The following is a 22,435-nucleotide window of genomic DNA, read 5'->3' on the forward strand; positions in this document are numbered from 1 at the left end:
CCAATGCAGGGATGGGTAAGAAGAGGTCGGGCTCGATGCCCGGCCTTTTCTTTGTGTCGATTCGCTCGTCGGGCTCCTCGAACCCCTCCTTCAGGGAGGGGAGTCAGGCGAGCTTGCGCGTTCCCAGTCCACCCAGCGAGGCCTGGATCTCTTCGATGCTGATCATCTTCTGCTCGATGACGCAGCGCAGGCCCAATCCGTCGAAGCCGTGATAGCTGCCCGCGGTGGCGAAGGCGATCGTGGTGTCGGCACGCGCCTCGGCGCCGCGCACGGCCTTTGCCGGCAGCGGGATGGTCTCGCCGAAGCGAGTGCCCGAGGAATCGGCGACGATGCGCGCGGCCTCGTCGACGATCGAAATGCGGGTGCGGCCCCATTCCTTCTCGCCGAACAGCGAACGGTCGGAGATGATTGCCGGAATGCGCTCTTCCCAGTCGAACTCGACATAGAAGACGCCCGCGGGCCGGCCCTCGGCGCCGCGTTCGCGGATGCCGGTGACGAAGACGAGCACCGCGCGGTGATCCGACCACGGGTTCTGCCAGACTGCGTCGGTGTACCATTGATCGGGATGGCTGCTGCCCATCGCCTTCAGATATTGCGATGCGTTGGCGACATTGGTTTGGCGGACGCGCGCATTGGGGTCCGAGCAGATGATGATGCGGCCGTCGCGATCGGCGACGAAGGCATTGAGATAATAAGGCGAGGTGCGCGTGAACACCGCGAGCCGCGCCTGCGCGGCCGCGATCTTCTCGGGGGTCGGATCAAGCGTTGCGGCAATTACTTCGGCATCGGACGCCATTACCCGGAGGTCGACGCTGCGGCCGTAAAGGTGGCGTGTGACGTTCTGGATCAGCGCCTGCGCAAGCTCGACCAGCCGGGTGCCCTCAATCTCGCCGACCATTTCGTCGGCGATCCCGGCGCCCATTGCGAGGCGCTCGCGGACTTCGGAGCGGAATTCCAGACTGGCGTGGCGTGCCTGCTGGGCGAGCGCCTTCACTTCTTGCGCGACCACCGAGAAGCCGCGGCCGGCCTCGCCCGAACGGGCGGCCTCGATCGCGGCGTTGAGCGCGAGGAGGCTGGTGCGCGCGGCAATTTCCTCGCTCGTGCTGGCGAAAGTGTCGACCTCGTCGCGAAGGACGGACAACAAGGAGCGGATCCTGCGTGGCACGGACCCAACTGGTATCGGCGAAGGGTTAACGGAGCGTGGACTATTCCGTAACCGAAACGAAAAAAATCAGGGCTTCCTGAACTTTAGCGTCATTCGGTCGCTCTCACCGATCGCTGCATACTTGGCCCGATCCACGTCCTTCAGGGCATAGGTCGGCGGCAGCGTCCAGACGCCGTCGGTCCACTCGGTGGTGTCCTTCGGGTTGGCATTGGCTTCGGATGCGGCGACGAACTTGAAGCCGGCCTGTTCGGCCAGGCGGCGCACGGTCGAGACCTTGATATAGCCACTGTTCTTCTCGCGCTCGGCGCTGGCGCTTTCGGGGAGGCGATGGTCCTCGATGCCGAGCACGCCACCGGGCTTGAGCATCGCGAACATCTGCGCGAATGCCTTGGGCGAATAATCGCCCTCCTGCTTGTTGCCCATCCGCCAGTTATGGACGTTGCGGAAGGTGAGGACGACGTCGGCGGTGCCGTCCGCGACCTTGGGCTGGCCTTCGCTCCACGGGAAAGCGGCAAGCTTCACCTTGCCATAGGTGGCGGCGTCCTTGGCCTGAAGGCCCTGCACGCCCTTCAGGCCGTTCGGCCAAGGCGCGGCGGCATAGAGCGTGCCCTTGCCGGCGGTCAGCGGCGCAAGGATCTCGGTGTACCAGCCGCCGCCGGGCCAGATCTCGACCACGGTATGGCCCGGCTTTACGCCGAAGAAGCTCAGCGTCTCGAGCGGATGGCGATATTTGTCGCGCACGACGTTGGCAGGTGCGCGAGTCGTCGCGGCCACCGCGTCCTTGATCGTGTTTCGCTGGGTCTTGGGCTCTCCCGCCGCGACGCTGGCGACAGCGACCGCCGTCGTGAGAAGAGCGAACACGGTCAGGGTCTGGCGCATGACGAATCCTTGCCTAGATGGGCACAGGCCATGTGGGAGTTTTTTGGAACCATGCAACAACAATATTGGGGCGGGGCCGCGGTTGCCGTCGCGATTGCGGTGGTCAGCGGTTTCGGCGAGCACCGGCGCAAGCGGCGCCGCGACATGGACCGCGTAGGCTTCATGCCATGGACGCTGCTCCAGATGCTGGCGATGCTCGCCGCGCTGGCCCTGGCGAGCGTGGCGATCAACGTGCGTTAGGGTCTGTAGTCGATTGGATTCGATGCTGCGTCGATGCTCGGGGCACTTCGTCCTTAGCTCTTTGACGGCGTCGATCCCGGACCGAACGCAAACTCGCATTGGGTTGAACCTTGAGATTTTCCGCATGGCTACGCCGCCGCTAAAACATGCGCGACAGTGTGACCCTGGTGTGACCTTTGCGTTCGCACACGCCCTGATGCGACAGCCCTCGCCTCGACCAGCTAGCCTTGCACTTCGTTCGCCCCGAGCCTGTCGAAGGGCGTTTACTGCGCGGATGCTTCGCCAAGCGCAGCGCAAACGGGTCGGAGCTTCAGTAGAAGTCCGCCAGCGTCAGGCTGCGGCTGGTGCCGTCGCACAGGCCGATATTCACCGTGCGTCCGGGCGTGCCGATCGTCCATTCCAAAGTCCCGTCCCGGATATCGTCCGCCACGGCGATGCCGTCGGCGGCGCAGATCTGGTCGCCGGGCTTCCAGCCGCCGCCTGCCGCCGGCGAGCCGCGCATGACATGGACGACGCGCAGGGCCGTGCCGGAGACTTCGACCAGCAGGCCGCTCGTCGAGCGCGGGACGCGCGCCGCGATGGTATTTCCGGGCTGGAGGATCATCCGGCCGGCGCGGGGATCGAGCAGCACGCGATAACGCTGCAGCAGGCCCGAGCCGAGCCGGCCCGCCGCGCCGACCGAGGCAGAGAAGCCGCCGTCTCCCTCGATACGCAGTTCGGCTTCGCGCGGCGCCATGTCGGCGATCGCGAGCGAGGGGACGACCAGCGTGTCGGTGACCACCGGGCCGCCCATGCCCCAGCCGAGCGTCGTCGTGATCCGCGCGCCGCGATAGCCGGTCGATGCCCAGGCGGTATGGCTGAGCGTCAGCGACCCGCCGTCGCCGGTATCCACGATGACCGGACGGAGCAACTTGCCCGCCACGGTGACTTCGGACTGGTAGACGCCGTTCGGGCTCCTGCGGCGGAGCGGAGCGGTGTCGCCGAGGAAGGGCATGCGACCGCTCGGCAGGATACGGAAGCGGCGCGCGTCATAGTCGATGTCGAGCGCGCAGCAGGACAATATGTCCGCGCCGACCAGCATGTCGGCGCCGAAACGGATGCCCCCCGCCGGATCGGCGATGCCGACGCGGCCCGAACTACGCGTCAGGCCGCCGAACGCGATTGACGCGGCATTGGCCCAGGCGACTTCGACGCCGCCGCCGATTGCGACCGCGCGCTGGCGGTGTGCCGGCTTCAGCCCCGCGGTCCGCGCGAAGCTGCTGGTGACGATCGTGTCGCTGAGCCCGGTGTCGAGGATCGCCCATGCGGCATGGCCGTCGAGCGTGATTGGAAAGCGCAGTTGATTGTACGGGGTGAGCTGGAATTCGATCCAGCGCGCCTCGGTGTCCGGGGCGAGCGTGGTGCTCGGCTGGAGCTGGGCGAGCGCGACGACCGGAGCGAGCAAAGCGAGCATGAGCCAGCCTTAGTGCCGAAACGCCCATGGGGACATCGGTCTTAGAGACAAGCCTCGAGCATCGCCTGATCGAAGCCATATTGCTTCGCCTTGTCGAGCGTATAGGGGCGCAGGCCCATCGAACGGTATTCGCCGATGATCTTGCCGTCGGCGCTCTCGTCCAGATACTCGAACTTGAACAGCTCCTGCGTCACGATGACGGGGCCTTCCATGCCGATCACTTCGGTGACGTTGGTCACGCGGCGCGAACCGTCGCGGAGGCGCTTGACCTGGATGATCAGATCCACCGAGTCGGCGATCTGGCGCGAGATCGCTTCCTTGGGCACCTTGATGTCCGACATCATCACCATGTTCTCCATACGGGCGAGCGCCTCGCGCGGAGAGTTGGAGTGAAGGGTGCACATCGAGCCATCGTGACCGGTGTTCATCGCCGAGAGCATGTCGAAGCACTCGGATCCACGAATTTCGCCGAGGATGATGCGATCGGGGCGCATACGCAGCGCGTTCTTGACCAGATCGCGGATGGTGATCTCGCCCTGACCCTCGAGGTTGGGCGGACGCGTTTCGAGCGGCAGCCAGTGCGGCTGCTGCAGACGAAGCTCGGCGGCGTCCTCGATGGTGAGCACGCGCTCGCCCGGGTCGATCATCTTCGACAGGGCGTTGAGCATCGTCGTCTTGCCCGAGCCGGTGCCGCCGGAGATGACCACGTTGAAGCGGCTGGCCCCGGCGATCTTGAGCATCGTCGCCATTTTCTGCGACATCGATCCGCCGTTCGCCATCATGTCGAGCGTGATCGGCTTGGCCGAGAATTTACGAATCGAGATCGCGGTGCCGCGCAAGGAGAGCGGCGGCACGATCACGTTGACGCGGCTACCGTCCTTGAGGCGGGCGTCGGCAAGCGGCGTGGTCTGATCGACGCGGCGGCCGACCGAGTTGCAGATGCGCTGGGCGATCTGGAACAGATGCTCCTCGTCGCGGAACTGGATGTTGGCGAGCTCGAGTTTGCCCTTGCGCTCGATGTAGGTCTGCTCGGGGCCGTTGACCATGATATCCGAGATGGCCGGATCGGAGAGCAATTCCTCGAGCGGCCCGAGACCGAGCAGCTCGTCGACGAGCACCTTTTCGAGGGCGAACTGTTCGCGGCGGTTGAGCGTGAGCTTCAGCTCGGCGAGCACTTCGCCGATGATCGGGCGGAATTCCTCGGCGAGCTCGTCCTTGGACAACGTCGCCGCGGCCTCGGGATCGACTCGTTCGAGCAGGCGCGGAAGCACCTGTTCCTTGATGCGGTGGATCGAGGCCTCGAAGCCCTCGACGCGCGAATTGCCGGCATCGCCGGACGATGCCTGGCGATCGGCAAGCCGCTGCATCGCGTCGCTGTTGGCAAGGCTGCCCGCGGACGGATCGCGCTCCTCCATCGGATCGGGCGTGGCTGCACCCGGGAGGGGAACGCTGTTCAGCGGCGGAAACTGCTCGCCGCCCATCGGCATCGGATCCGAAGGCCGCGGCGCGGGCCCGGGGCCCTGCATCGGGCGTGCGACGCCGAACGCAGGCCGTCCGCCCGCTGTGCCGCCACCCATTCCGTTGCGTCGTCCGAAAGCGCTCATCGGTTAACCCATAATCCCCGCGATTGGGCAGGCTTAGCGAGCAAGGCTTTAGAATTGCCTAACCAATCCGGGCACGCGGCGGCGCGCGCGGATTGCATCGCCGCCGCCGCTGTGGGACGCTCGGCGCTTCGCCGGAGGATGCCCTGCCATGCTGCTGCTGCTCGCTTCCCTGACGCTCGACGCGCGGCAGCCCGATCTAGGCTGGCTGGCCGGGCATTGGTGCACCGAGCCGAAGAACGGAACCGTCATCTGCGACAGCTGGGCGCCGATGGACAAGGGCGTGATGCACGGCAAGAACATCAGCCGGACCGGCGGCACCGTCCGGACCAACGAGACCATGACGATCACGGTCGATGAATTGGGAATGGTCTTCCATGCCGAGCCGGCGAACCAGGCGCCCGGCGATTTCCGCATGGCGACGTTCGATCCCGCGGCGCGATCGGTGACCTTCGAGGAGCGCAGCCACGATTATCCGCAGCGCGTACGTTATCGGCGCGAAGGCGAGAAGTTGCTGGCGGAGATCTCGATGCTCGACGGCAGCAAGGCAGTGCGGTGGACCTTCCACCGCACGCTGGAATAGTTACTCGGCCTTTTCGGCGAGCACGGTCAGGCCGCGCTCGTTGACCTCGGCGAAACCGCCTTCGATGCGGATCGTCTCGGGCGCCATGGCGCCGGTCTTGTAGATTTCGAGATTGCCGTCGCGGATCGTCGACATCAGCGGCGCATGGCCTTCGAGCACGCCGAAATCACCCTCGGTGCCGGGGACGACGACCATATGCACGTCCTCGGAGCGGACGAGCTTTTCGGGAGTGACGAGTTCGAAGTGCAGCATGGATCGCCTATGGCTTGGGAGTTTTGGGAGTGGTCGCGGTTGCCTGCGGAACTTGGATGTCGCCAGACAGGAAGCTCACCGATAGCTGAACGCCGTCACGATCTGCCGCTGAAGATGCCAGAGCTTCGATCTTGACCCGCGTTCCATAAGCCGGGCTGTCAGGCTGCGGATCGCGCTTGAGGAGCAGCTTCTGCGCAAGCGGGCGCTGTGCCGACGCGTCGACCGAGCGCAGCACCGTGTAGCTCTTCTCCGCAAGCACTTGCTCGATCTTGTTCACGACCGGCACAGGATCGCCAAGCCCGGTCGCCATCAGATCGCAACCTTGCGTTTGGTAGATCACTGCCCAAAGGGCGCCACCGTCAGCAAGCGGGAACGATACATAGCTGCTGGGCAAGCTGCCGCGCCCTGCCGGCTGTGATCCCGCAAAGCGCGTTACAAGAGCGGGGACCTGCTCGAACGGCTTGATGTCTCCGGCTTCGCGATAAATGTTCATGTAGAGCTGTGGTCCAGCCGGCATCATGAACTTCGAAGAGCGCGAACTATCCTCACACAGCTTGATCGCGGAATCGATCGGCGCCGACACAGGTGCGGCAGGTTGGGGAGCAGAAGCTGCCGCAACCTGGGCCAACACCAGTATCACGCCGATGAAGCTCACGCCTCAGCGGCCAGCTTCTGGGCCTTGGCAATGGCGTCGTCGATGCCACCGACCATGTAGAAGGCGCTCTCGGGCAGGTGGTCGTACTCGCCGTTCACCACTGCCTTGAACGACTTGATGGTGTCCTCAATCTGCACGAACGCACCCGGGATGCCGGTGAACACTTCGGCGACGTGGAACGGCTGGCTGAGGAAGCGCTGGATCTTGCGCGCGCGCGACACGGTCAGCTTATCTTCTTCCGAAAGCTCGTCCATGCCGAGGATCGCGATGATGTCCTGCAGCGACTTGTACTTCTGCAGGATCGCCTGGACGGCGCGGGCGGTCTCGTAATGCTCCTGGCCGACGACGCGCGGCTCGAGCACGCGGCTGGTCGAATCGAGCGGATCGACGGCCGGGTAAATGCCCAGCTCCGAGATCGCGCGGTTGAGAACCGTGGTTGCGTCCAGATGGGCGAACGAGGTTGCCGGTGCCGGATCGGTAAGATCGTCGGCGGGAACGTACACGGCCTGCACCGAGGTGATCGAGCCCTTGTTGGTCGAGGTGATGCGCTCCTGCAGCGCGCCCATGTCGGTCGACAGGGTCGGCTGATAGCCCACGGCCGAAGGAATACGGCCGAGCAGTGCCGACACTTCGGCGCCCGCCTGGGTGAAGCGGAAGATGTTGTCGACGAAGAACAGCACGTCCTGGCCTTCGACGTCGCGGAAATATTCGGCGATCGTCAGGCCCGAGAGCGCGACGCGGGCACGGGCGCCCGGCGGCTCGTTCATCTGGCCGTAAACGAGCGCGACCTTCGAGCCTTCGGAAATGGCGTTGCCGTCGGCGTCCTTGGCGATGACGCCGGCGTCGAGGAACTCGTGATAGAGATCGTTGCCCTCGCGGGTACGTTCGCCGACGCCCGCGAACACCGAAGTGCCGCCATGGCCCTTGGCGATGTTGTTGATCAGCTCCTGGATGAGCACGGTCTTGCCCACGCCGGCGCCGCCGAACAGGCCAATCTTGCCGCCCTTGGCATAGGGCGCGAGCAAGTCGATGACCTTGATGCCGGTGACGAGGATGCTGCTCTCGGTCGACTGGTCGACGAAGAGGGGAGCCTCGGCGTGGATCGGCGACGTGATCTCGGCATTAACCGGGCCACGCTCGTCGATCGGCTCGCCGATGACGTTGAGGATGCGGCCGAGCGTCTTGGGGCCGACGGGGACGCGGATCTGCGAACCGGTGTCGGTGACCTGCTGGCCGCGGGTCAGGCCCTCGGTCGCGTCCATCGCGATGGTACGGACGGTGTTCTCGCCGAGATGCTGGGCGACCTCGAGGACGAGGCGCTGGCCGTTATTGTCGGTCTCGAGTGCCGAAAGGATCGCCGGCAGCACGCCGCCATCGAACGACACGTCGACGACGGCGCCGATGACCTGCGAGATGCGGCCGACATTGTTCGTAGTACCCGGACGGGTGATTTCAGCGGCGGTGGCCATTGTCGTTTCCTTGGCGGTCTAGCTGTTGGCGGGGGCACTAGCCCCGGTGCGGTGGAAAGTCACGGTGAGGCGGTCGGCCGCCTTCTCGATTGCGTAGTCGATCCCGTCGAGCTGGCCCTTGCCGGCCTCGCCCTTGGCGATCTTGTCGTGGATCGGCTTGGCGTCGATCTTCGACTGGAACAGGAAGTCGCGGACGATATCGGCGAAGCGCGTGCGCGCCAGCCCGGCGCTGTTCGCGTCGGTGAGCGCCAGATCGAACGTGAACGCGTCGATGCGGTCGGCCGCCTTGCCGGTGGCTGCGAAACCGACTGCGTTGGGCTGCTTCGCCGCGCTGTCCGAAACCATCACCGGAGTGCCGATGCTGGCGAAGCCCTGCTTCGTCGGGCCATAGACCGGCGCGTGGAAGCCGAACTGGTTTGCGGCGCTCACTGCCACATCAGGCTGGAAGGCACGCTGCCAGCCATTGACCTTGGCGAGGTCCGCCGCGCGCGCCTGCTCCTGCTTCTGCAGCGCTACGCCATCCTGCGAAGGCGCGCCGCCACAGCCGGCGAGCGCCAGCGCAGCGAAAAGGAGGACTGCGCCGTTGCGCATTACAGGGCTTCGGCGCCCGAGATGATCTCGACCAGCTCGGTGGTGATCGCGGCCTGGCGGGCGCGGTTGTACTGGATCGAAAGCCGCTTGATCAGGTCGCCGGCGTTGCGCGTCGCATTGTCCATCGCCGTCATCTTGCTGCCCTGCTCGGACGCAGCGTTCTCGCGCATCGCGCGATAGAGCTGGATCGCGACGTTGCGCGGGAGCAGATCGGCGAGGATCGCTTCCTCGTCGGGCTCGTAGATCACGGCGGCAGGGGCGGCGGTGCTGGGCACGGTACCCTCGGGAACCGAGGACGGCGCGACCGGGATGATCTGCTGCTCGGTCGGCTCCTGCGTCAACACCGACTTGAAGTTGGAATAGAAGAGATGCGCGACATCGAACTCACCCGCTTCGTAGCGCGCGATAAGATCGTCGGCATAGCCGCGGGTATCGGCAAACTTGAGCTTGCCCAGGTCGCCCGGCTCGATCGAATGGATGAAGTCCTTCGGGAACAGCCGGTTGAGCACCGCGCGGCCCTTGCGGCCGATGGTGTAGAACTTGACCGTCTTACCCTGCGCGATCAGCTCCTGCGCGCGACGGCGGGCCAAGCGGGCGATGTTGGTGTTGAATGCGCCGGCCAGGCCCTTGTCCGACGTCGCGACGACGAACAGATGGACCTGGTCCTTGCCGGTGCCGGCGAGGAGCTTGGGCGACGATTCGCTCACCGTCACCTTCGAGGCGAGGCTGGCGACCACGCTCTCGAGGCGCTGGGCATAGGGACGCCCAGCTTCCGCCGCCTCCTGCGCGCGGCGCAGCTTGGCAGCGGCGACCATTTTCATCGCCTTGGTGATCTTCTGGGTCGACTTGACCGAGTTGATCCGGACCTTGAGTGCCTTGAGACTAGCCATTTCTATCCATCAATTCGCTCGAGCCGCGTTCCAGTTGAACAGGAACTTGCGGTGTTCCGCCCAGGTCTGACCTTCGACATGGTCGCCGGCGAGACATGCGGCCGTGTGATAGGGGCCGGTGCCGTCGGTGGTGCGAAAGCTGACGCAGGTGCGCCCTCGCGCCGTCTTCCAGCGGCCCGCTTCGATCTTGCTGTCGTAGAAGGATCCGGTGACCGAACCATCCGTCGCCAGCGTCAGGACCATCGGCTTGGTATAGGGCGCGTCGCCGGGCTTGGCGGTCAGATCGACCGTCCAAGTCCCGTTCAGGCCAGTCGCGTCCTGGGCCGCCGCTTCCAGGGGAAGCAGCGCCGCCAGACCGGCACCGGCCAGAAGGCGAAGCGCGCGCTGCATCAGGCGAAGGTCTTGCCGAACTCGGTCAGCGCGGTCTTGAGCTGGTCGCGGACGTCGTCCTTGAGATCCTTGCTGTCGCGGATCGCGGTGAGGATGCCGGCGTGCTTCGAGCGCAGCTCGGAGAGCATCGCCGCCTCATAGCGGACCACGTCCTGCGCGGCGATGCCGTCGAGGAAGCCCTGCGTGCCCGCGAAGATCGACACGGTCTGCTCTTCGAACGGCAGCGGCGAGAACTGCGGCTGCTTGAGCAGCTCGGTCAGGCGTGCGCCGCGGTTGAGCAGCTTCTGGGTAGAGGCGTCGAGGTCCGAGCCGAACTGCGCGAACGCCGCCATTTCGCGATATTGGGCGAGCTCGAGCTTGATCGAGCCCGACACCTTCTTCATCGCCTTGGTCTGTGCGGCCGAGCCGACGCGGCTCACCGACAGGCCGACGTTGATCGCCGGGCGGATGCCCGCGAAGAACAGGTCGGTCTCGAGGAAGATCTGGCCGTCGGTGATCGAGATCACGTTGGTCGGGATGTACGCCGAAACGTCGCCCGCCTGCGTCTCGATGATCGGCAGCGCGGTCAGCGAGCCGCCGCCATTGGCGTCCGACATCTTCGCCGCACGCTCGAGCAGGCGGCTATGAAGATAGAACACGTCGCCGGGATAGGCTTCGCGGCCCGGCGGGCGGCGCAGCAGCAGCGACATCTGGCGGTACGCAACGGCCTGCTTCGAAAGATCGTCGAACACGATCAGCGCGTGCATGCCGTTGTCGCGGAAATATTCGCCCATCGCGGTGCCGGTATAGGGCGCGAGGAACTGCAGCGGGGCGGGCTCCGAAGCGGTCGCGGCGACGACGATCGAATATTCCATCGCGCCATTCTCTTCGAGCGTCTTGACCAGCTGCGCGACGGTCGAGCGCTTCTGGCCGACCGCGACATAGACGCAGTACAGCTTCTTGCTCTCGTCGTCGCCGGCGTTGACGCCCTTCTGGTTGATGAAGGCGTCGATCGCGACGGCCGACTTGCCGGTCTGGCGATCGCCGATGATCAGCTCGCGCTGGCCGCGGCCGACGGGAACGAGTGCGTCGATCGCCTTGAGCCCGGTCTGCATCGGCTCGCTGACCGACTGACGCGGGATGATGCCCGGTGCCTTGACTTCGACGCGGCTGCGCTGGTCGGCGACGATCGGGCCCTTGCCGTCGATCGGATTGCCGAGGCCATCGACGACGCGGCCGAGCAGGCCCTTGCCGATCGGCACGTCGACGATCGTACCGGTGCGCTTGACGATGTCGCCTTCCTTGATCTCGGCGTCCGAGCCGAAGATCACGACGCCGACATTGTCGGCCTCGAGGTTGAGCGCCATGCCCTGGATGCCGTTGGCGAACTCGACCATCTCGCCGGCCTGGACATTGTCCAGCCCGTGGATGCGCGCGATGCCGTCACCGACGCTGAGCACCTGGCCGGTCTCGGAGACCTGCGCGTCGGTGCCGAAGCTGGCGATCTGGTCCTTGATGACCTTCGAGATTTCTGCGGCGCGGATATCCATGTTCAGCCTTTCATCGCCTGCGCGAGGGAGTTCAGTCGGGTCTTGATCGACGAATCGATCATCTGGCTGCCGATCTTCACGACCAGCCCGCCAAGGAGCGAGGGATCGACCGAAAGGTCGACATTGACGTCGCGGCCGAGCCGGGTGCGCAGCTGCGCCTTGAGCGCGTCGACCTGTTCGGCGTCGAGCGGGTGCGCCGAAGTCACTTCGGCGGTTGCTTCGCCGCGATGCGCGGCGGCCAGCTGGCCGAAAGCGCGGATGATCGCGGGGAGCTGGCTCAGGCGCCGGTTCTGCGCGACCACGCCGAGGAAATTGGTGGTGGTCGAGTCGAGCTTGAGCACGCCGGCCGTCGCTGCGATCGCCTTGGCGGCGGGGCCGCGGGCGATCAGCGGGCTGTTGGTCAGCGCCTTGAAATCAGCCGACTCGTCGAGCGCCTGCCGCACCGTGGCGAGGCTCGCCTCGACTTGGGGCAGAGCCTTCGAATCACGCGCAAGCTCGAACAGGGCGGTTGCATAGCGTCCGCTTAGACTGGCCTGGATACCGCCGGAATTCTCCACGCGTGACTGTTCCTCTTGGAGGGTTAGGAATTGGCCCCATGCAAAAAAGGGGCACGCCGGGAGGGCGCCCCGATGGGTCGCGGCGCGGTTAGCATCGGTGTCACGGGGATGCAACCCGACTCCTCTGGACAAGCACGTAAGCAGCGGTGCTCTATGCGGCAGGGTCTATCGGCAATGGGGGGAATATGAACAGGAAAAGGCTGCTGCTCGCGGCTTCGGCGCTGGCCTGGGCGGGAGTCGCCCAGGGCGAAGTGCTGGAGATCACCGGCGAGTTCCCGGCGAACAATCGCGAGGCGAGTTTTCTCGAATCGGTCGCGGTCGAGCGCTTTGGTGGGAGCGACGGCGCGGCGCTGCAGATCGCGATCGAGCGGGCGCTCACTGGCAGCCAGTTCGAATTGCTCGCGGGGCGCACCGGGCGCGAAACCGCCGAGGGCTCGATCTCGGGAAACGTATCCTCCGGCGTCGACGAAACTACCTTCAAAAAGAAGGAGAAGAAGTGCGTCTCCAAGAACGACAAGGGCAAGTGCATCGAGGAGGAATCGCGCGAGATCAGCTGCAAGCGGCGAATCATCGACGTGAAGGCCGACATCCGCATCGTCCGCAATAGCGACGGCCGCATTGTTTACTCCGAGCCCAAGCCGTTCCGCGAGGAAGTTACCTGGTGCCCCGGCGGTAATGCGGGCCGCACGGCGGAGGACGTGATCGAGACCGCGATCCGCGACATCGCCGGATCGCTGCGCGGCGACCTCGTCCCGCATATGGATACTTATAAGATACGTGTGCGCGAGAGCACCAAGGGGCTCCCTAAGGATCTGGCGAACCGTTTCAAGGCGCTCGTCAAGCTGACCAAGCGCGACGCCATGGGCGCGTGCGCCGGCTGGAGCGCGATGCAAGGAGAGGCGGCCGAGCATCCGTCGCTGCTGTTCAACCTCGGCCTCTGTTCCGAGCAACGCGGCGCCTATGAGCGGGCCATCAGCTTCTATCAGGACGCAGCGCAGGCCGGCGCGAACGAAGGCCGCGAGGGCGCTGAACGTGCGACGCGGCTGATCGCTGGCCGCGAGGATGCAGCGGAGCGGGCGAAGCGCCGGCGCGGGTAAGGCCGACCCTTTCGCCCTGAGCCTGTCGAAGGGCGGCTATCCGCGGGCGTTGGGCTCGCGGAGAGCCCGGCTTCGACAAGCTCAGCCCGATTACGGACCCCCAACGAGAAAGGGCGGTGACACTCGATGGTGTCGCCGCCCTTCCATATTCGCTTCAGCTAGGCTTACCGCCCGCGACCGCCGCCGGCATTGGCCGGGCGCGCCGGACGGGCGTGGAACTTGCCCTTGGGACGCGCATAGTTGCGGGGGGCGTCGCCGGCGGGCCGATCGCCGCGGGGGGCGTCGTTGCGGCGCTGCTCGCCTGAACGCTCGCCACCGGCTTGCGCCGGACGGCGATCGCCGAAGGGCTGACCCTCGCGGCGCTGGCCCTGGCCCTGGCCCTGGCCGGGACGCTGGCCGCCACCGGAGCGGCCGCCCTGCTGCATCGCGCGGCCATTGCGGCCGTTCTGCTCGTCGCGGCCCACCGGCATCGGCGAGCGCGTCGACTTGATCTTGTTCGATTCGTTGATGAAGTCGGCCGGCAAAGGCACGATCGTCAGCTTCTGGCGCGTCAGCTTCTCGATGTCCTTGAGGTACGGACGCTCGTCATCGGCGCAATAGCTGATGGCGAGACCCGTCGCGCCGGCGCGCGCGGTGCGGCCGATGCGGTGGACATACTGGTCCGGCACGTTCGGCAGCTCGAAGTTGAACACATGGCTGACGCCCGAGACATCGATGCCGCGTGCAGCGATGTCGGTTGCGACGAGGATCTTGACCTTGCCGCTGCGGAACTCGCCCAGCGCGCGCTCGCGCTGCGGCTGGCTCTTGTTGCCGTGAATCGCATTCGACGCGACGCCGTTGCCGCCGAGCAGGCGGACGACGCGGTCGGCGCCGTGCTTGGTGCGGGTGAACACCAGCGCACGATCGATGCTCGGATCGCGCAGCGCCAGCGTCAGCAGCGCCTGCTTCTCGGCCTGCGCGACGAAAGTGACCTGCTGCTCGACGCGCTCGGCGGTGGTCGCCTCGGGCGTGACCTTCACTTCGACGGGGTTCTTGATGAACTGGCCGGCGAGCTCGCGGATCGTCTTGGGCATCGTCGCCGAGAAGAACAGGGTTTGGCGCTTGGTCGGAAGATCACGGACGATCCGCTTCAATGCGTGGATGAAGCCCAGATCCATCATCTGGTCGGCTTCGTCGAGCACGAGGATCTCGATGCCGAGCAGGATCGCATAGTGCTGATCCATCAGGTCGACGAGACGGCCCGGGGTGGCGACGACGATATCGACGCCGCGGGCGAGATCGGTCTTGTTCTTGTGAATCGACGTGCCGCCGAAGATCGTGGCGACGCTGAGCGGCGTGCCCTTGGCATAATGGCGGGCATTGTCGGCGATCTGGCTGGCGAGTTCACGCGTCGGCGCGAGGACGAGCATGCGGCAACCGCGCGGCTGGGCGCGCTTGCCTGAAGCGATCAGCCGGTCGATCGAGGGAAGCATGAAAGCCGCGGTCTTGCCGGTGCCGGTCTGGGCAATGCCGAGCAGGTCGCGACCTTCGAGCAGCGACGGGATCGACTGTGCCTGGATCGGCGTCGCCTCGGTGTAACCCTTGGTGGCGAGCGCGGTGAGAACGGTCTGCGAGAGACCGAGTTCTTTGAATTGCATTATGGACCTTACGAATACGGCCAGCGGGCGCGCACGGAAAATGGGCGCACGGAGGCGGGGTCAAAAAATTGACGACCCGCGTGACTAGGGAAGCCGTGGTATAACCGAGGCAGAGCCGGGGCGACGCCCATCAGGGCCTTCGTCCGATCACGCTGCATGATGCCTCGCTGCGGCGCTATATGGTAGCAAAGCTGCCCTAAGTCAATGTGGCGCCAATACTGTTCTGGTTGCCGCGCGCTTCACTGCAAATCGAAAGGATTGCTTAACCAATCGGGGCGTAGCCCGGACGCTCCCATTTTTGCCGAGGAATTGGGCTGTGCTCGTCGCGCGTCTGGAAGTTCTGGGAGAAGTCGATCCGCGGGGCGCGGTGCGCTTCCATGTCGCGCGTGAAAGTACCCTGCGCGGCGCCGATGGCCATCCGTTCGAAGTGCTGGTCGACAATTTCTCGCGCACCGGCTTCCTGTTCGTCTCGGACGAGGCGTTTCCCGCGGGCACGCTGATTGCGATCGGCCTGTCGGGCGCGGGCTCGCGCGAGGCGCAAGTGGTGTGGAGCGAAGGGCGCCGGCACGGCTGCGAGTTCCTCGTGCCGCTGCCCCAATCCAAGATGGCGCGCGCGTTCGAAGGGCATGCGAGCGTTCTCGCCAACCTCGAAGCCGAACTCCGCAAGCGCCTGCCCCAGGCGCGGCCCGCGGCTGCCAAGGCGCCGCCACCGCCCGCACCGCCGCCACGCCATCTCCGCAAGCAGAAGCTCGTCGACGCGATCCGGCAGTTTCTCGACGAGTAGGCGAGCGTGGGTGTGCGTTGTGGGGCAGTGCCTCAAGCTTCAGTCTCGGTGAGACGGATAGGCCCCACCCCAACCCCCTCCCCTGAAGGGGTGGGGCTTGAAGGCACGCATTTTTGGGGACCTGAGGTCACACCAGGGTCACACTGTCGCGATGTTTCAGCGGCGGCGCGGCGATGCGGAAATCGCAAGGTTCCGCCCAACGCGAGTTTGGGTTCCTGCCGGGATCGACGCTGTCAAATAGCTAGGGCCAAGTGCCCGAGCGCGATCAGCAGGCGAAATCCTGCATTTCAAGCGGTTTGTCTGGCCGCAGCCTGACGCCCTCCGCCGGCGGGTAAACGGCCATCGCTCGGCCGCGCCCGATCTAATCCTGCGCCGGGTTTTCGCGATATGCCCGCTCGCGATAGTCGAACCAGTCGAAGTCCGCCGCGCGGCCCGTGCCCGCCATGTCCTGACACGCCATCCCCACGAACGCGCCGGTGAAGTTGGGCTGGCCCGGCTGGGTCGCCTCGTCGGACAGGATGCTCGCGTCGAACTGCTCGGCCAGCCAGGTCCAGCCGCCATCGCCGATCCGGAAGGCAAAGCGCAGGCGTTCGAAATCGACTTCGATGCGCAATTCGATCCGCCCCTCTGGGATCGCGATCGGCGCGGTGAAGGCGTCGGCCTGGGGTGCGTCGGGCAGCGCGGACATAACCCGGATGTGCCGCCCGACTTCGTCGTCATGGCTGACATGGAGGTAATGGAACTTGCTGCCATTATAATAAGCGACGAGCCCCGCGGCCTGTTGGAAATGCTCGGGCGCAAACTCCATCGCGCAGGATGCGGAATAGCAGAAATCCTGCTGGCGGCGCGCGACCAGCGCCTGGGTGAACAGGCTGCCGATCGTCTCGCGGCCATGGAGCCGGAGATGGCCGGGGCGGGCAGTCAGGGTGTAGATTTGGTCGGGCGCGGGCGTGCGCAGCCATTGCAGGTCGAGCGGGAGTTCAGGGCCGTCGAAATCGTAACGCGCTTCGGTTTCGCGGGCCGGTGAGGCAGGCATGGCGAGCCCAGGCGCCTCGATCACCGGCATGCCGGTGCGATCCTGCGTATAGAGCCAATCGTCGTCGCCCCAGACCATCGGCTGGAGTGCAGTCTCGCGGCCCAGCACGCAGCGCCCGCGATTGGCGAGCGGACGGCCGCAGAGATAGGCCATGTAGGTGCGGCCGTCGGCGGTCTCGACCAGATCGGCATGGCCGGCGCGCTGGAGCGGTGCATCGGGGCGGGTGCGGCTGCTGAGGATGTAGGTGTCGGGATGCAGCTCGTATGGGCCGCGAAGGTCGCGAGACCGCGCCATCGTCACGGCGTGGTTCCAGCCGGTGCCGCCCTCCGCGACGATCAGATAGTACCAGTCGCCGCGCTTGTAGAGATGCGGCGCCTCGGTGAGGCCGAGCGCCGTGCCGGGGAAGATGTTGGTTCGCTCGCCGATCAGCCGACGTTCGTCATGCGAATATTCCTGGAGGACGATCCCGGCGAAGCGGTTGTGGCCGGGGCGGTGGTCCCAGAGCTGGTTTACCAGATATTTGCGGCCATCCTCGTCGTGGAACAGTCCCGGATCGAACCCGCTGGAATTGAGATGGATGGGATCGGACCAGTCGCCATCGATCGTGTCGCAAGTGACGAGGTAGTTGTGGAAGTCGCGCAGGCTCGCGCCCGATGCGCCGCCGATGGTGGTGCGGCCATAGCGCTTCACATCGGTGTAGATCAGCCAGAAGCGCTCTCCGTCATGGCTGATGTCGGGCGCCCAGACGCCACAGCTGTCGGGATCGCCGCGCATGTCGAGTTGGGCGGCACGGACGAGCGGGCGGCCGACCAGCCGCCAGTTCGCCAGGTCGCGCGAATGGTGGATCTGGACGCCGGGAAACCATTCGAAGGTCGAAGTGGCGATATAGTAATCGTCGCCGACGCGGCAGATCGACGGATCGGGATTGAAGCCGGGAAGAATCGGATTGCGAATCATTGGGGCCGGTTCCTCCGGGCGCGGATTTCGATGACGATGCCGAGCAGCGCGAGCGCCAGCCCGAAGCCCCAGATCCCGCGCATCGCGATCGGCACGTCGCAGGCGCTGAAGCTGGTGAAGGCGGCGCACGGCACCGGCGCTACCCCGCTCGCATAGAACAAGGTGAGCCCGGCGGAGAGGATCGCGCCCAACAGAATCGGGATCCAGCCGCTGTCGCGTCCCGGATCCTCGCCGGGCTTGCGCACCAGCGTCCACAGCAAGGCCGCGGCGATCAGGTCGAAAATGCCCAGCGCAATGAAGAACGGGTCATAGCCGATCCGCACGACCAGCGCGCCGATCAGCAGCGTGAAGATCAGCACGCCCAGATTGGCCATCGTCCCCGCCATCCCCGCCACGGTGCCAACTTCGTTCTTGGGGAACAGATCGCTCGCCATGGTGATGCAGGTGACCGACAGCGTCTGGTGCGCGAAGGCGCCGATGCTGAGCAACGCCACTGCCATATACGGGCTGGTGACTCCGCCGACGAAGATCATGCTGGTCATCATCAACGCGCCGAGCGTGAAGGTCCAGCGGCGCGCATCGATCAGCGCGATGCCACGGCGTTCGAGCCAGAGCACCAGCGCCGGCCCGAACAGGCAGCCGATATCGGCGGCGACGAAAGGCAGCACCACCGCGATCGCCAGTTCGCGCAAATCGAAGCCGCGGACTTCGCTAAGGTAGAGCGGCAGCCAGAAAGTGAGGGTGGCCCAGGTCGGATCGGCGAGGAAGCGGGGAAGGGCGATGCCCCAGAAATTGCGCCGGCCAAGCAGCGACAGCACGGCGGGCTTGGCCCCGGTCGCCTGGACATGCGCTTCCTGCCCCGAGCGGATCAGCGCGAGTTCCTCGGCAGAGACGGTGCGATGCGCCTCGGGCGTGCGATAATAGCGCAGCCACAACACGACCCACAGCAGGGCCAGCGCGCCGGCGACGTAGAAGGCGGCGCGCCAGTTCCACCAGACGATGGCGATCGCGACGATCGGGCCGGCCAGCGCGATGCCGGCCGAGGCGCCGAGATTATAGATGCCGCCGGCAAGCCCGCGCTCGCGCGCTGGAAACCATTCGGAAACGACCTTGAGCCCGGCGGTGTGCGACGTGCCCTCGGCAAAGCCCAATGCGCCGCGCAGCACCGCCAGCCCCTGCCAGCTCGTCACCCAGCCATGCGCGAAGGTGAGCAGCCCCCAGGCAGTGGCGAACACCGCCATGCCGGTGCGCAGCCCGATGCGATCGAGGATGTAGCCGACCACTGGCTGGAGCATGATGAACGCCTGGAACACCCCGGTGACCCAGCTGTACTGCTCCTTGGTCATCGGCACGTCGGCCTGGAATTCGGGGGTCGCGACGACCACGCCCAATGTCTGGCGGACGAGATAATTGATGATCGTGCCCAGCATCACGATCGCGATGATCCACCAGCGCAGCGCGCGGGTACGTTGCCAGAAGCCCATGCGCCCCTCCTCTGCGCCCGTATCCGGCGCTGTTAGCGCTAACGGTGGCGCGGTTTCGCTTTGAGCGCAAGCCGCGGGATGTGGCGCAGATCGTGTGCGGCTATATCGGTTGCATGAGCAATCCGCAGACCATCAGCGACGATATCGCCTGGGCCGCCTTCGACGCGCGCGACCGCGCTTATGACGGGCGTTTCATCGTCGCGGTGACCACCACGCGGATATATTGCAAGCCGACCTGCCCGGCGCGGCGCCCCAAGCGCGAGAATGTGCGGTTCTATGCCGATGCCGATGCGGCGCGCGCCGCGGGGTTCCGGGCGTGCCTGCGCTGCAAGCCCGATGAAGTGGGGCGCGACCGGATCGCAGTGGCGCAGGCCGCCGCGTTGATCGAGGCCGCCGAGGAGCCGATCGGACTCGAGCAACTCGCCGCGCATGTCGGCTATGCGCCGCATCATTTCCAGCGGCTGTTCAAGCGCGCGACCGGCGTGACTCCCGCAACCTATGCCCGCGGTCTCCGCGCCCGCCGCGCCGCCGCCGCACTGACGCAGGAGGAGCGCGTGACCGACGCGATCTACGAGGCGGGCTATGCCGCGCCCAGCCGCTTCTACGAAACCGCCAATGCCCGGCTCGGCATGACGCCCAGCGCGTGGAAGCGCGGCGGCGCGGGCGTGACGATCCGCTGGACGGTTGCGGAGACCAGCCTGGGGCCGTTGCTGATCGCGGCGACCGACAAGGGGCTGTGCCGGGTCGCCTTCGACGAGGATGCCCTCCACCTCGCCCGGCGCTTCCCCGCGGCGGAGATTGCGCAGGGCGGCGCGGCGCTGGCAGAGCTTGCCGCGCAGGTCGTGCGCGAAGTCGAGACCCCGGGGCGCGATCTGGACCTGCCGCTCGATGTGCAGGGCACGGCTTTCCAGGAAGCGGTGTGGCAGGCGTTGCGCGCAGTCCCGCCTGGCGAGACGCGCAGCTATGCCCAACTCGCCACCCAAGCCGGCAATCCGCGCGCCGTGCGTGCGGCGGGGACGGCGTGCGGCGCGAACCATGTCGCGGTGCTGATCCCGTGCCATCGTGCCCAGCGCGCCGACGGCAGCATGGGCGGCTACGCCTATGGCATCGACCGCAAGCGGGTGCTGCGCAAGCGGGAAGGGGTGAGCGAATGAGCTATGTCATCGCCGGGATCGATCCCGCGCCGTTCCGGCAATTCTATGGCCTGTCGGAACAGGCGCTCGCCGCCGAGCAGGTCGTGCGGATGACCGCGGACGACGATTCCGGCTTTCCGTGCCGGGTGACGCTGGAGGACGCCGCGCCGGGCGAGACGCTGCTGTTGCTCAATCACGAGCATCTGCCCGATCCGGGCCCGTATCGCGCGCGTCACGCGATTTTCGTGCGCGAAGGTGCCGAGACGCCAGCGCTCTATATTGACGAGATACCGGAGCAACTCGCGACTCGACTATTGTCGGTCAGAGCGTTCGATCGTTACGCGATGATGACAAATGCCGATGTCGTGGAGGGATCCGCGCTGGAACCGATGATCGGCACGATGTTCGGCGATCCGGCCGTCGCCTTCCTGCACATCCATTATGCCCGGCGCGGCTGCTTCGCGGCGTGCGTGGATCGCGGCTGAGCTATTGCGGCGCGGCTGCCGGCGGTCCCGAGGCAGCGGGACTGCAGCTATAGACCAGCTTCTCGTTGTACACCGGCGGCAGGGCGGCGCGCAGCGCCTGTTGCTGCGTGGCGAGGCTGGCGCGCGCCGCCTGATCAGCCGAGCAGGTCTTGAGCGGCACGCCCGAACGCAGCGCGCGCGCCTTGGTCATCTGCGCGGAGGAGAGCAGATAGCGCGTGTTGGTGTAGGTGCGGCTCGCCGGATCATAGTCGAGCACCGAGACCGACTGTTCCTGTTCGGGGACCAGGATGCGCTGCCAGCGGGCACCTGATTCGGCATATTGGGTACGGCCGTTGATGCAGCCGTCGGCACCGATATCGAGATCGACCTTGTCGATGGCGGTGACGGTCACCCGGCTGCGTTCGGGGACGAGTGTGCACACCATCCGCCCGGTCGCCGACTGGCCCGGAACGGCCGGACCCGCACTCGCCTTGGGCACCGACAGGATCTTGGATTCGTCGAAATCGGGCCGGCTGAGGAACAGCGCGACCGCGCCCAGCATCAGCACGCCGCCGCCTGCCGCCAGCCAGATCGCCTCGCGCCGCCGGTCACGCGAGAACAGCATGCCGGCCCCGCCGAGCGCGAGCGCACCGAGGACGAGGAGCACCGCGGCGCCCGCCATGTAATTCTCGCGCGCGACCACGTTGCGCGAGCGCGCCTGGGCAATCGCATCCTCGCGCTCGGTCGCGTTCTTCGCTGCGTCGGTGCGCGCGCGCGCATCGGCATCGAGCCGCGCCTTCTCGTCGGCGTTGCGCTCCTGCGCCATCTGCTCCTCGACGCTGGTGCACGGCACGCCGACCGAGGCGAAGGGCTGCTTTGCGCCCTGAAGGAAGGCGGCAAGCTCGCTCCCCGCAATGGCGAATGCGAAGGTCGAATCGCCTTCGTCGCCGCGGGTGATCGCCGAATTGACGCCGAGCACGCGTCCGCAGCGATCGAGCAGCGGCCCGCCGGAATTGCCGCGCGCGATGCTGGCGGTGTGGAGCAGCACGTTGGTGCCCTGGAGCGTGCGATCGCCGGCGAACCCACCCTGCGAGCGGACCGGCGACTGCGGCCGGATGAAGTCCGCCGCCGACCGCGCCGTGGCGAGATCGACATTGCCCGGATAGCCGAGCGCGATCAGGCTTTCGCCATCGCTCGGCAGGCCGGTGAACAGCGTAAGCGGCGCAAGCCGGACGCCGCTGAATTCGATCAGCGCAAGATCGCGCTGCTGGTCGATCGCGACGAGCTTGCCCTGGAACGACTTGTCCCCTTCCGACGGCACGATGCCGATGACGACATTGCCCGGATAGCGATCGGCAAGCTCGACGACATGTGCGTTGGTAACGATCCGGTTCGGCGCAACCGCGAAGCCGCTGCCATGGCCGAAGCCGACGACTTCATCGTCCACCACTGCGATGGTGACGATCCGCACGACGCCGCGGCCGGAGGCGGAGATGTCGTCGGCGCGCGCAGGCGCGATCCCCGCCAGTGCCAGCACGACCATCATCAGCAAGCGCCGGACCATTAGCCACCCAAATCCCTTATTCGCA

General features: G+C 66.2%; 22 protein-coding genes. 6 read left to right on the top strand and 16 right to left on the bottom strand.

Annotated features, from left to right (window positions below; all coding sequences use genetic code 11):
* Positions 1–103 precede the first annotated feature (103 nt).
* Positions 104–1,144, bottom strand: coding sequence for a methyl-accepting chemotaxis protein (locus tag BXU08_RS17550; protein WP_290439631.1), 1,041 nt, complete (start codon positions 1,142–1,144; stop codon positions 104–106).
* An 87-nt stretch (positions 1,145–1,231) separates the two neighbouring features.
* A complete protein-coding gene (locus BXU08_RS17555) occupies positions 1,232–2,044 on the bottom strand; it encodes a class I SAM-dependent methyltransferase (protein WP_077511229.1) in 813 nt (270 codons plus the stop codon).
* 51 nt (positions 2,045–2,095) lie between these two features.
* Here BXU08_RS17555 and BXU08_RS17560 point away from each other — a divergent pair, with 51 nt between their 5' ends.
* Positions 2,096–2,284: a hypothetical protein gene (locus BXU08_RS17560; RefSeq protein ID WP_077512568.1), complete on the top strand. Its 189-nt coding sequence runs from the start codon at positions 2,096–2,098 to the stop codon at positions 2,282–2,284.
* A gap of 310 nt (positions 2,285–2,594) precedes the next feature.
* On the opposite strand, the gene BXU08_RS17565 is transcribed toward BXU08_RS17560, so the two are convergent.
* A complete protein-coding gene (locus BXU08_RS17565) occupies positions 2,595–3,737 on the bottom strand; it encodes an aspartyl protease family protein (RefSeq protein ID WP_077511230.1) in 1,143 nt (380 codons plus the stop codon).
* Positions 3,738–3,778: 41 nt separating this feature from the next.
* Complete coding sequence (locus BXU08_RS17570) at positions 3,779–5,341, bottom strand: CpaF family protein (protein WP_171982562.1); 1,563 nt, start codon at positions 5,339–5,341, stop codon at positions 3,779–3,781.
* 148 nt (positions 5,342–5,489) lie between these two features.
* Between BXU08_RS17570 and BXU08_RS17575 the strand changes: the two genes are divergently transcribed.
* Entirely contained in the window at positions 5,490–5,921 is a 432-nt protein-coding gene (locus BXU08_RS17575) for a DUF6265 family protein (protein WP_077511232.1), read from the top strand.
* Here the strand turns inward: BXU08_RS17575 and BXU08_RS17580 are convergent, their stop codons facing one another.
* The 8 genes from BXU08_RS17580 to BXU08_RS17615 are packed head-to-tail and all read right to left on the bottom strand — an operon-like array spanning position 5,922 to position 12,254.
* Positions 5,922–6,173, bottom strand: a complete 252-nt coding sequence (locus tag BXU08_RS17580) for an ATP synthase F1 subunit epsilon (protein WP_077511233.1) — start codon at positions 6,171–6,173, stop codon at positions 5,922–5,924.
* Between the two features lie 7 nt (positions 6,174–6,180).
* A complete protein-coding gene (locus BXU08_RS17585) occupies positions 6,181–6,828 on the bottom strand; it encodes a hypothetical protein (RefSeq protein WP_150125566.1) in 648 nt (215 codons plus the stop codon).
* Complete coding sequence (gene atpD / locus BXU08_RS17590; protein WP_077511235.1) at positions 6,825–8,297, bottom strand: F0F1 ATP synthase subunit beta; 1,473 nt, start codon at positions 8,295–8,297, stop codon at positions 6,825–6,827. The genes BXU08_RS17585 and atpD overlap by 4 nt, the downstream gene beginning before the upstream one ends.
* Positions 8,298–8,315: 18 nt before the next feature.
* Positions 8,316–8,888, bottom strand: a complete 573-nt coding sequence (locus BXU08_RS17595; protein WP_077511236.1) for a hypothetical protein — start codon at positions 8,886–8,888, stop codon at positions 8,316–8,318.
* Positions 8,888–9,778 carry a F0F1 ATP synthase subunit gamma gene (locus BXU08_RS17600; RefSeq protein WP_077511237.1) on the bottom strand — a complete coding sequence of 297 codons (891 nt, stop codon included), beginning with the start codon at positions 9,776–9,778 and terminating at the stop codon, positions 8,888–8,890. The genes BXU08_RS17595 and BXU08_RS17600 overlap by 1 nt, the downstream gene beginning before the upstream one ends.
* Positions 9,779–9,787: 9 nt before the next feature.
* Positions 9,788–10,168: a hypothetical protein gene (locus tag BXU08_RS17605; RefSeq protein WP_077511238.1), complete on the bottom strand. Its 381-nt coding sequence runs from the start codon at positions 10,166–10,168 to the stop codon at positions 9,788–9,790.
* Complete coding sequence (atpA, locus tag BXU08_RS17610; protein ID WP_077511239.1) at positions 10,168–11,697, bottom strand: F0F1 ATP synthase subunit alpha; 1,530 nt, start codon at positions 11,695–11,697, stop codon at positions 10,168–10,170. The genes BXU08_RS17605 and atpA overlap by 1 nt, the downstream gene beginning before the upstream one ends.
* A gap of 2 nt (positions 11,698–11,699) precedes the next feature.
* Positions 11,700–12,254: a F0F1 ATP synthase subunit delta gene (locus tag BXU08_RS17615; RefSeq protein ID WP_077511241.1), complete on the bottom strand. Its 555-nt coding sequence runs from the start codon at positions 12,252–12,254 to the stop codon at positions 11,700–11,702.
* Between the two features lie 185 nt (positions 12,255–12,439).
* Between BXU08_RS17615 and BXU08_RS17620 the strand changes: the two genes are divergently transcribed.
* Positions 12,440–13,351 (top strand): hypothetical protein, encoded by a 912-nt coding sequence (locus BXU08_RS17620; RefSeq protein ID WP_077511243.1) that lies wholly within the window; start codon positions 12,440–12,442, stop codon positions 13,349–13,351.
* Between the two features lie 164 nt (positions 13,352–13,515).
* On the opposite strand, the gene BXU08_RS17625 is transcribed toward BXU08_RS17620, so the two are convergent.
* Positions 13,516–14,988, bottom strand: coding sequence for a DEAD/DEAH box helicase (locus BXU08_RS17625; RefSeq protein ID WP_077511245.1), 1,473 nt, complete (start codon positions 14,986–14,988; stop codon positions 13,516–13,518).
* A gap of 316 nt (positions 14,989–15,304) precedes the next feature.
* Here BXU08_RS17625 and BXU08_RS17630 point away from each other — a divergent pair, with 316 nt between their 5' ends.
* Positions 15,305–15,772, top strand: coding sequence for a PilZ domain-containing protein (locus BXU08_RS17630; protein WP_171982563.1), 468 nt, complete (start codon positions 15,305–15,307; stop codon positions 15,770–15,772).
* A 361-nt stretch (positions 15,773–16,133) separates the two neighbouring features.
* On the opposite strand, the gene BXU08_RS17635 is transcribed toward BXU08_RS17630, so the two are convergent.
* Positions 16,134–17,765 (bottom strand): glycoside hydrolase family 43 protein, encoded by a 1,632-nt coding sequence (locus BXU08_RS17635; protein ID WP_077511249.1) that lies wholly within the window; start codon positions 17,763–17,765, stop codon positions 16,134–16,136.
* Entirely contained in the window at positions 17,762–19,249 is a 1,488-nt protein-coding gene (locus BXU08_RS17640) for an MFS transporter (RefSeq protein ID WP_077511251.1), read from the bottom strand. Before BXU08_RS17640 ends, BXU08_RS17635 begins: the two co-directional genes overlap by 4 nt.
* A gap of 113 nt (positions 19,250–19,362) precedes the next feature.
* Between BXU08_RS17640 and ada the strand changes: the two genes are divergently transcribed.
* Complete coding sequence (gene ada / locus BXU08_RS17645; RefSeq protein ID WP_077512570.1) at positions 19,363–20,403, top strand: bifunctional DNA-binding transcriptional regulator/O6-methylguanine-DNA methyltransferase Ada; 1,041 nt, start codon at positions 19,363–19,365, stop codon at positions 20,401–20,403.
* Positions 20,400–20,867: a DUF1203 domain-containing protein gene (locus BXU08_RS17650; protein WP_077511253.1), complete on the top strand. Its 468-nt coding sequence runs from the start codon at positions 20,400–20,402 to the stop codon at positions 20,865–20,867. Before ada ends, BXU08_RS17650 begins: the two co-directional genes overlap by 4 nt.
* 1 nt (position 20,868) lies before the next feature.
* Here the strand turns inward: BXU08_RS17650 and BXU08_RS17655 are convergent, their stop codons facing one another.
* Positions 20,869–22,410, bottom strand: coding sequence for a S1C family serine protease (locus BXU08_RS17655; RefSeq protein ID WP_077511255.1), 1,542 nt, complete (start codon positions 22,408–22,410; stop codon positions 20,869–20,871).
* Positions 22,411–22,435 lie beyond the last annotated feature (25 nt).

Origin of the sequence: Sphingomonas sp. LM7 (assembly GCF_002002925.1) — a bacterium.
Classification (GTDB): Bacteria; Pseudomonadota; Alphaproteobacteria; order Sphingomonadales; family Sphingomonadaceae; genus Sphingomonas.

What these genes read in the sequence shown, in the direction of transcription:
- BXU08_RS17555 (WP_077511229.1), bottom strand. Translation starts at nt 2,044, where the DNA reads ATGCGCCAGACCCTGACCGTGTTCGCTCTTCTCACGACGGCGGTCGCT.
- BXU08_RS17560 (WP_077512568.1), top strand. Translation starts at nt 2,096, where the DNA reads ATGCAACAACAATATTGGGGCGGGGCCGCGGTTGCCGTCGCGATTGCG.
- BXU08_RS17565 (WP_077511230.1), bottom strand. Translation starts at nt 3,737, where the DNA reads ATGCTCGCTTTGCTCGCTCCGGTCGTCGCGCTCGCCCAGCTCCAGCCG.
- BXU08_RS17570 (WP_171982562.1), bottom strand. Translation starts at nt 5,341, where the DNA reads ATGAGCGCTTTCGGACGACGCAACGGAATGGGTGGCGGCACAGCGGGC.
- BXU08_RS17575 (WP_077511232.1), top strand. Translation starts at nt 5,490, where the DNA reads ATGCTGCTGCTGCTCGCTTCCCTGACGCTCGACGCGCGGCAGCCCGAT.
- BXU08_RS17580 (WP_077511233.1), bottom strand. Translation starts at nt 6,173, where the DNA reads ATGCTGCACTTCGAACTCGTCACTCCCGAAAAGCTCGTCCGCTCCGAG.
- atpD (WP_077511235.1), bottom strand. Translation starts at nt 8,297, where the DNA reads ATGGCCACCGCCGCTGAAATCACCCGTCCGGGTACTACGAACAATGTC.
- BXU08_RS17595 (WP_077511236.1), bottom strand. Translation starts at nt 8,888, where the DNA reads ATGCGCAACGGCGCAGTCCTCCTTTTCGCTGCGCTGGCGCTCGCCGGC.
- BXU08_RS17600 (WP_077511237.1), bottom strand. Translation starts at nt 9,778, where the DNA reads ATGGCTAGTCTCAAGGCACTCAAGGTCCGGATCAACTCGGTCAAGTCG.
- BXU08_RS17605 (WP_077511238.1), bottom strand. Translation starts at nt 10,168, where the DNA reads ATGCAGCGCGCGCTTCGCCTTCTGGCCGGTGCCGGTCTGGCGGCGCTG.
- atpA (WP_077511239.1), bottom strand. Translation starts at nt 11,697, where the DNA reads ATGGATATCCGCGCCGCAGAAATCTCGAAGGTCATCAAGGACCAGATC.
- BXU08_RS17620 (WP_077511243.1), top strand. Translation starts at nt 12,440, where the DNA reads ATGAACAGGAAAAGGCTGCTGCTCGCGGCTTCGGCGCTGGCCTGGGCG.
- BXU08_RS17625 (WP_077511245.1), bottom strand. Translation starts at nt 14,988, where the DNA reads ATGCAATTCAAAGAACTCGGTCTCTCGCAGACCGTTCTCACCGCGCTC.
- BXU08_RS17635 (WP_077511249.1), bottom strand. Translation starts at nt 17,765, where the DNA reads ATGATTCGCAATCCGATTCTTCCCGGCTTCAATCCCGATCCGTCGATC.
- BXU08_RS17640 (WP_077511251.1), bottom strand. Translation starts at nt 19,249, where the DNA reads ATGGGCTTCTGGCAACGTACCCGCGCGCTGCGCTGGTGGATCATCGCG.
- ada (WP_077512570.1), top strand. Translation starts at nt 19,363, where the DNA reads ATGAGCAATCCGCAGACCATCAGCGACGATATCGCCTGGGCCGCCTTC.
- BXU08_RS17650 (WP_077511253.1), top strand. Translation starts at nt 20,400, where the DNA reads ATGAGCTATGTCATCGCCGGGATCGATCCCGCGCCGTTCCGGCAATTC.
- BXU08_RS17655 (WP_077511255.1), bottom strand. Translation starts at nt 22,410, where the DNA reads ATGGTCCGGCGCTTGCTGATGATGGTCGTGCTGGCACTGGCGGGGATC.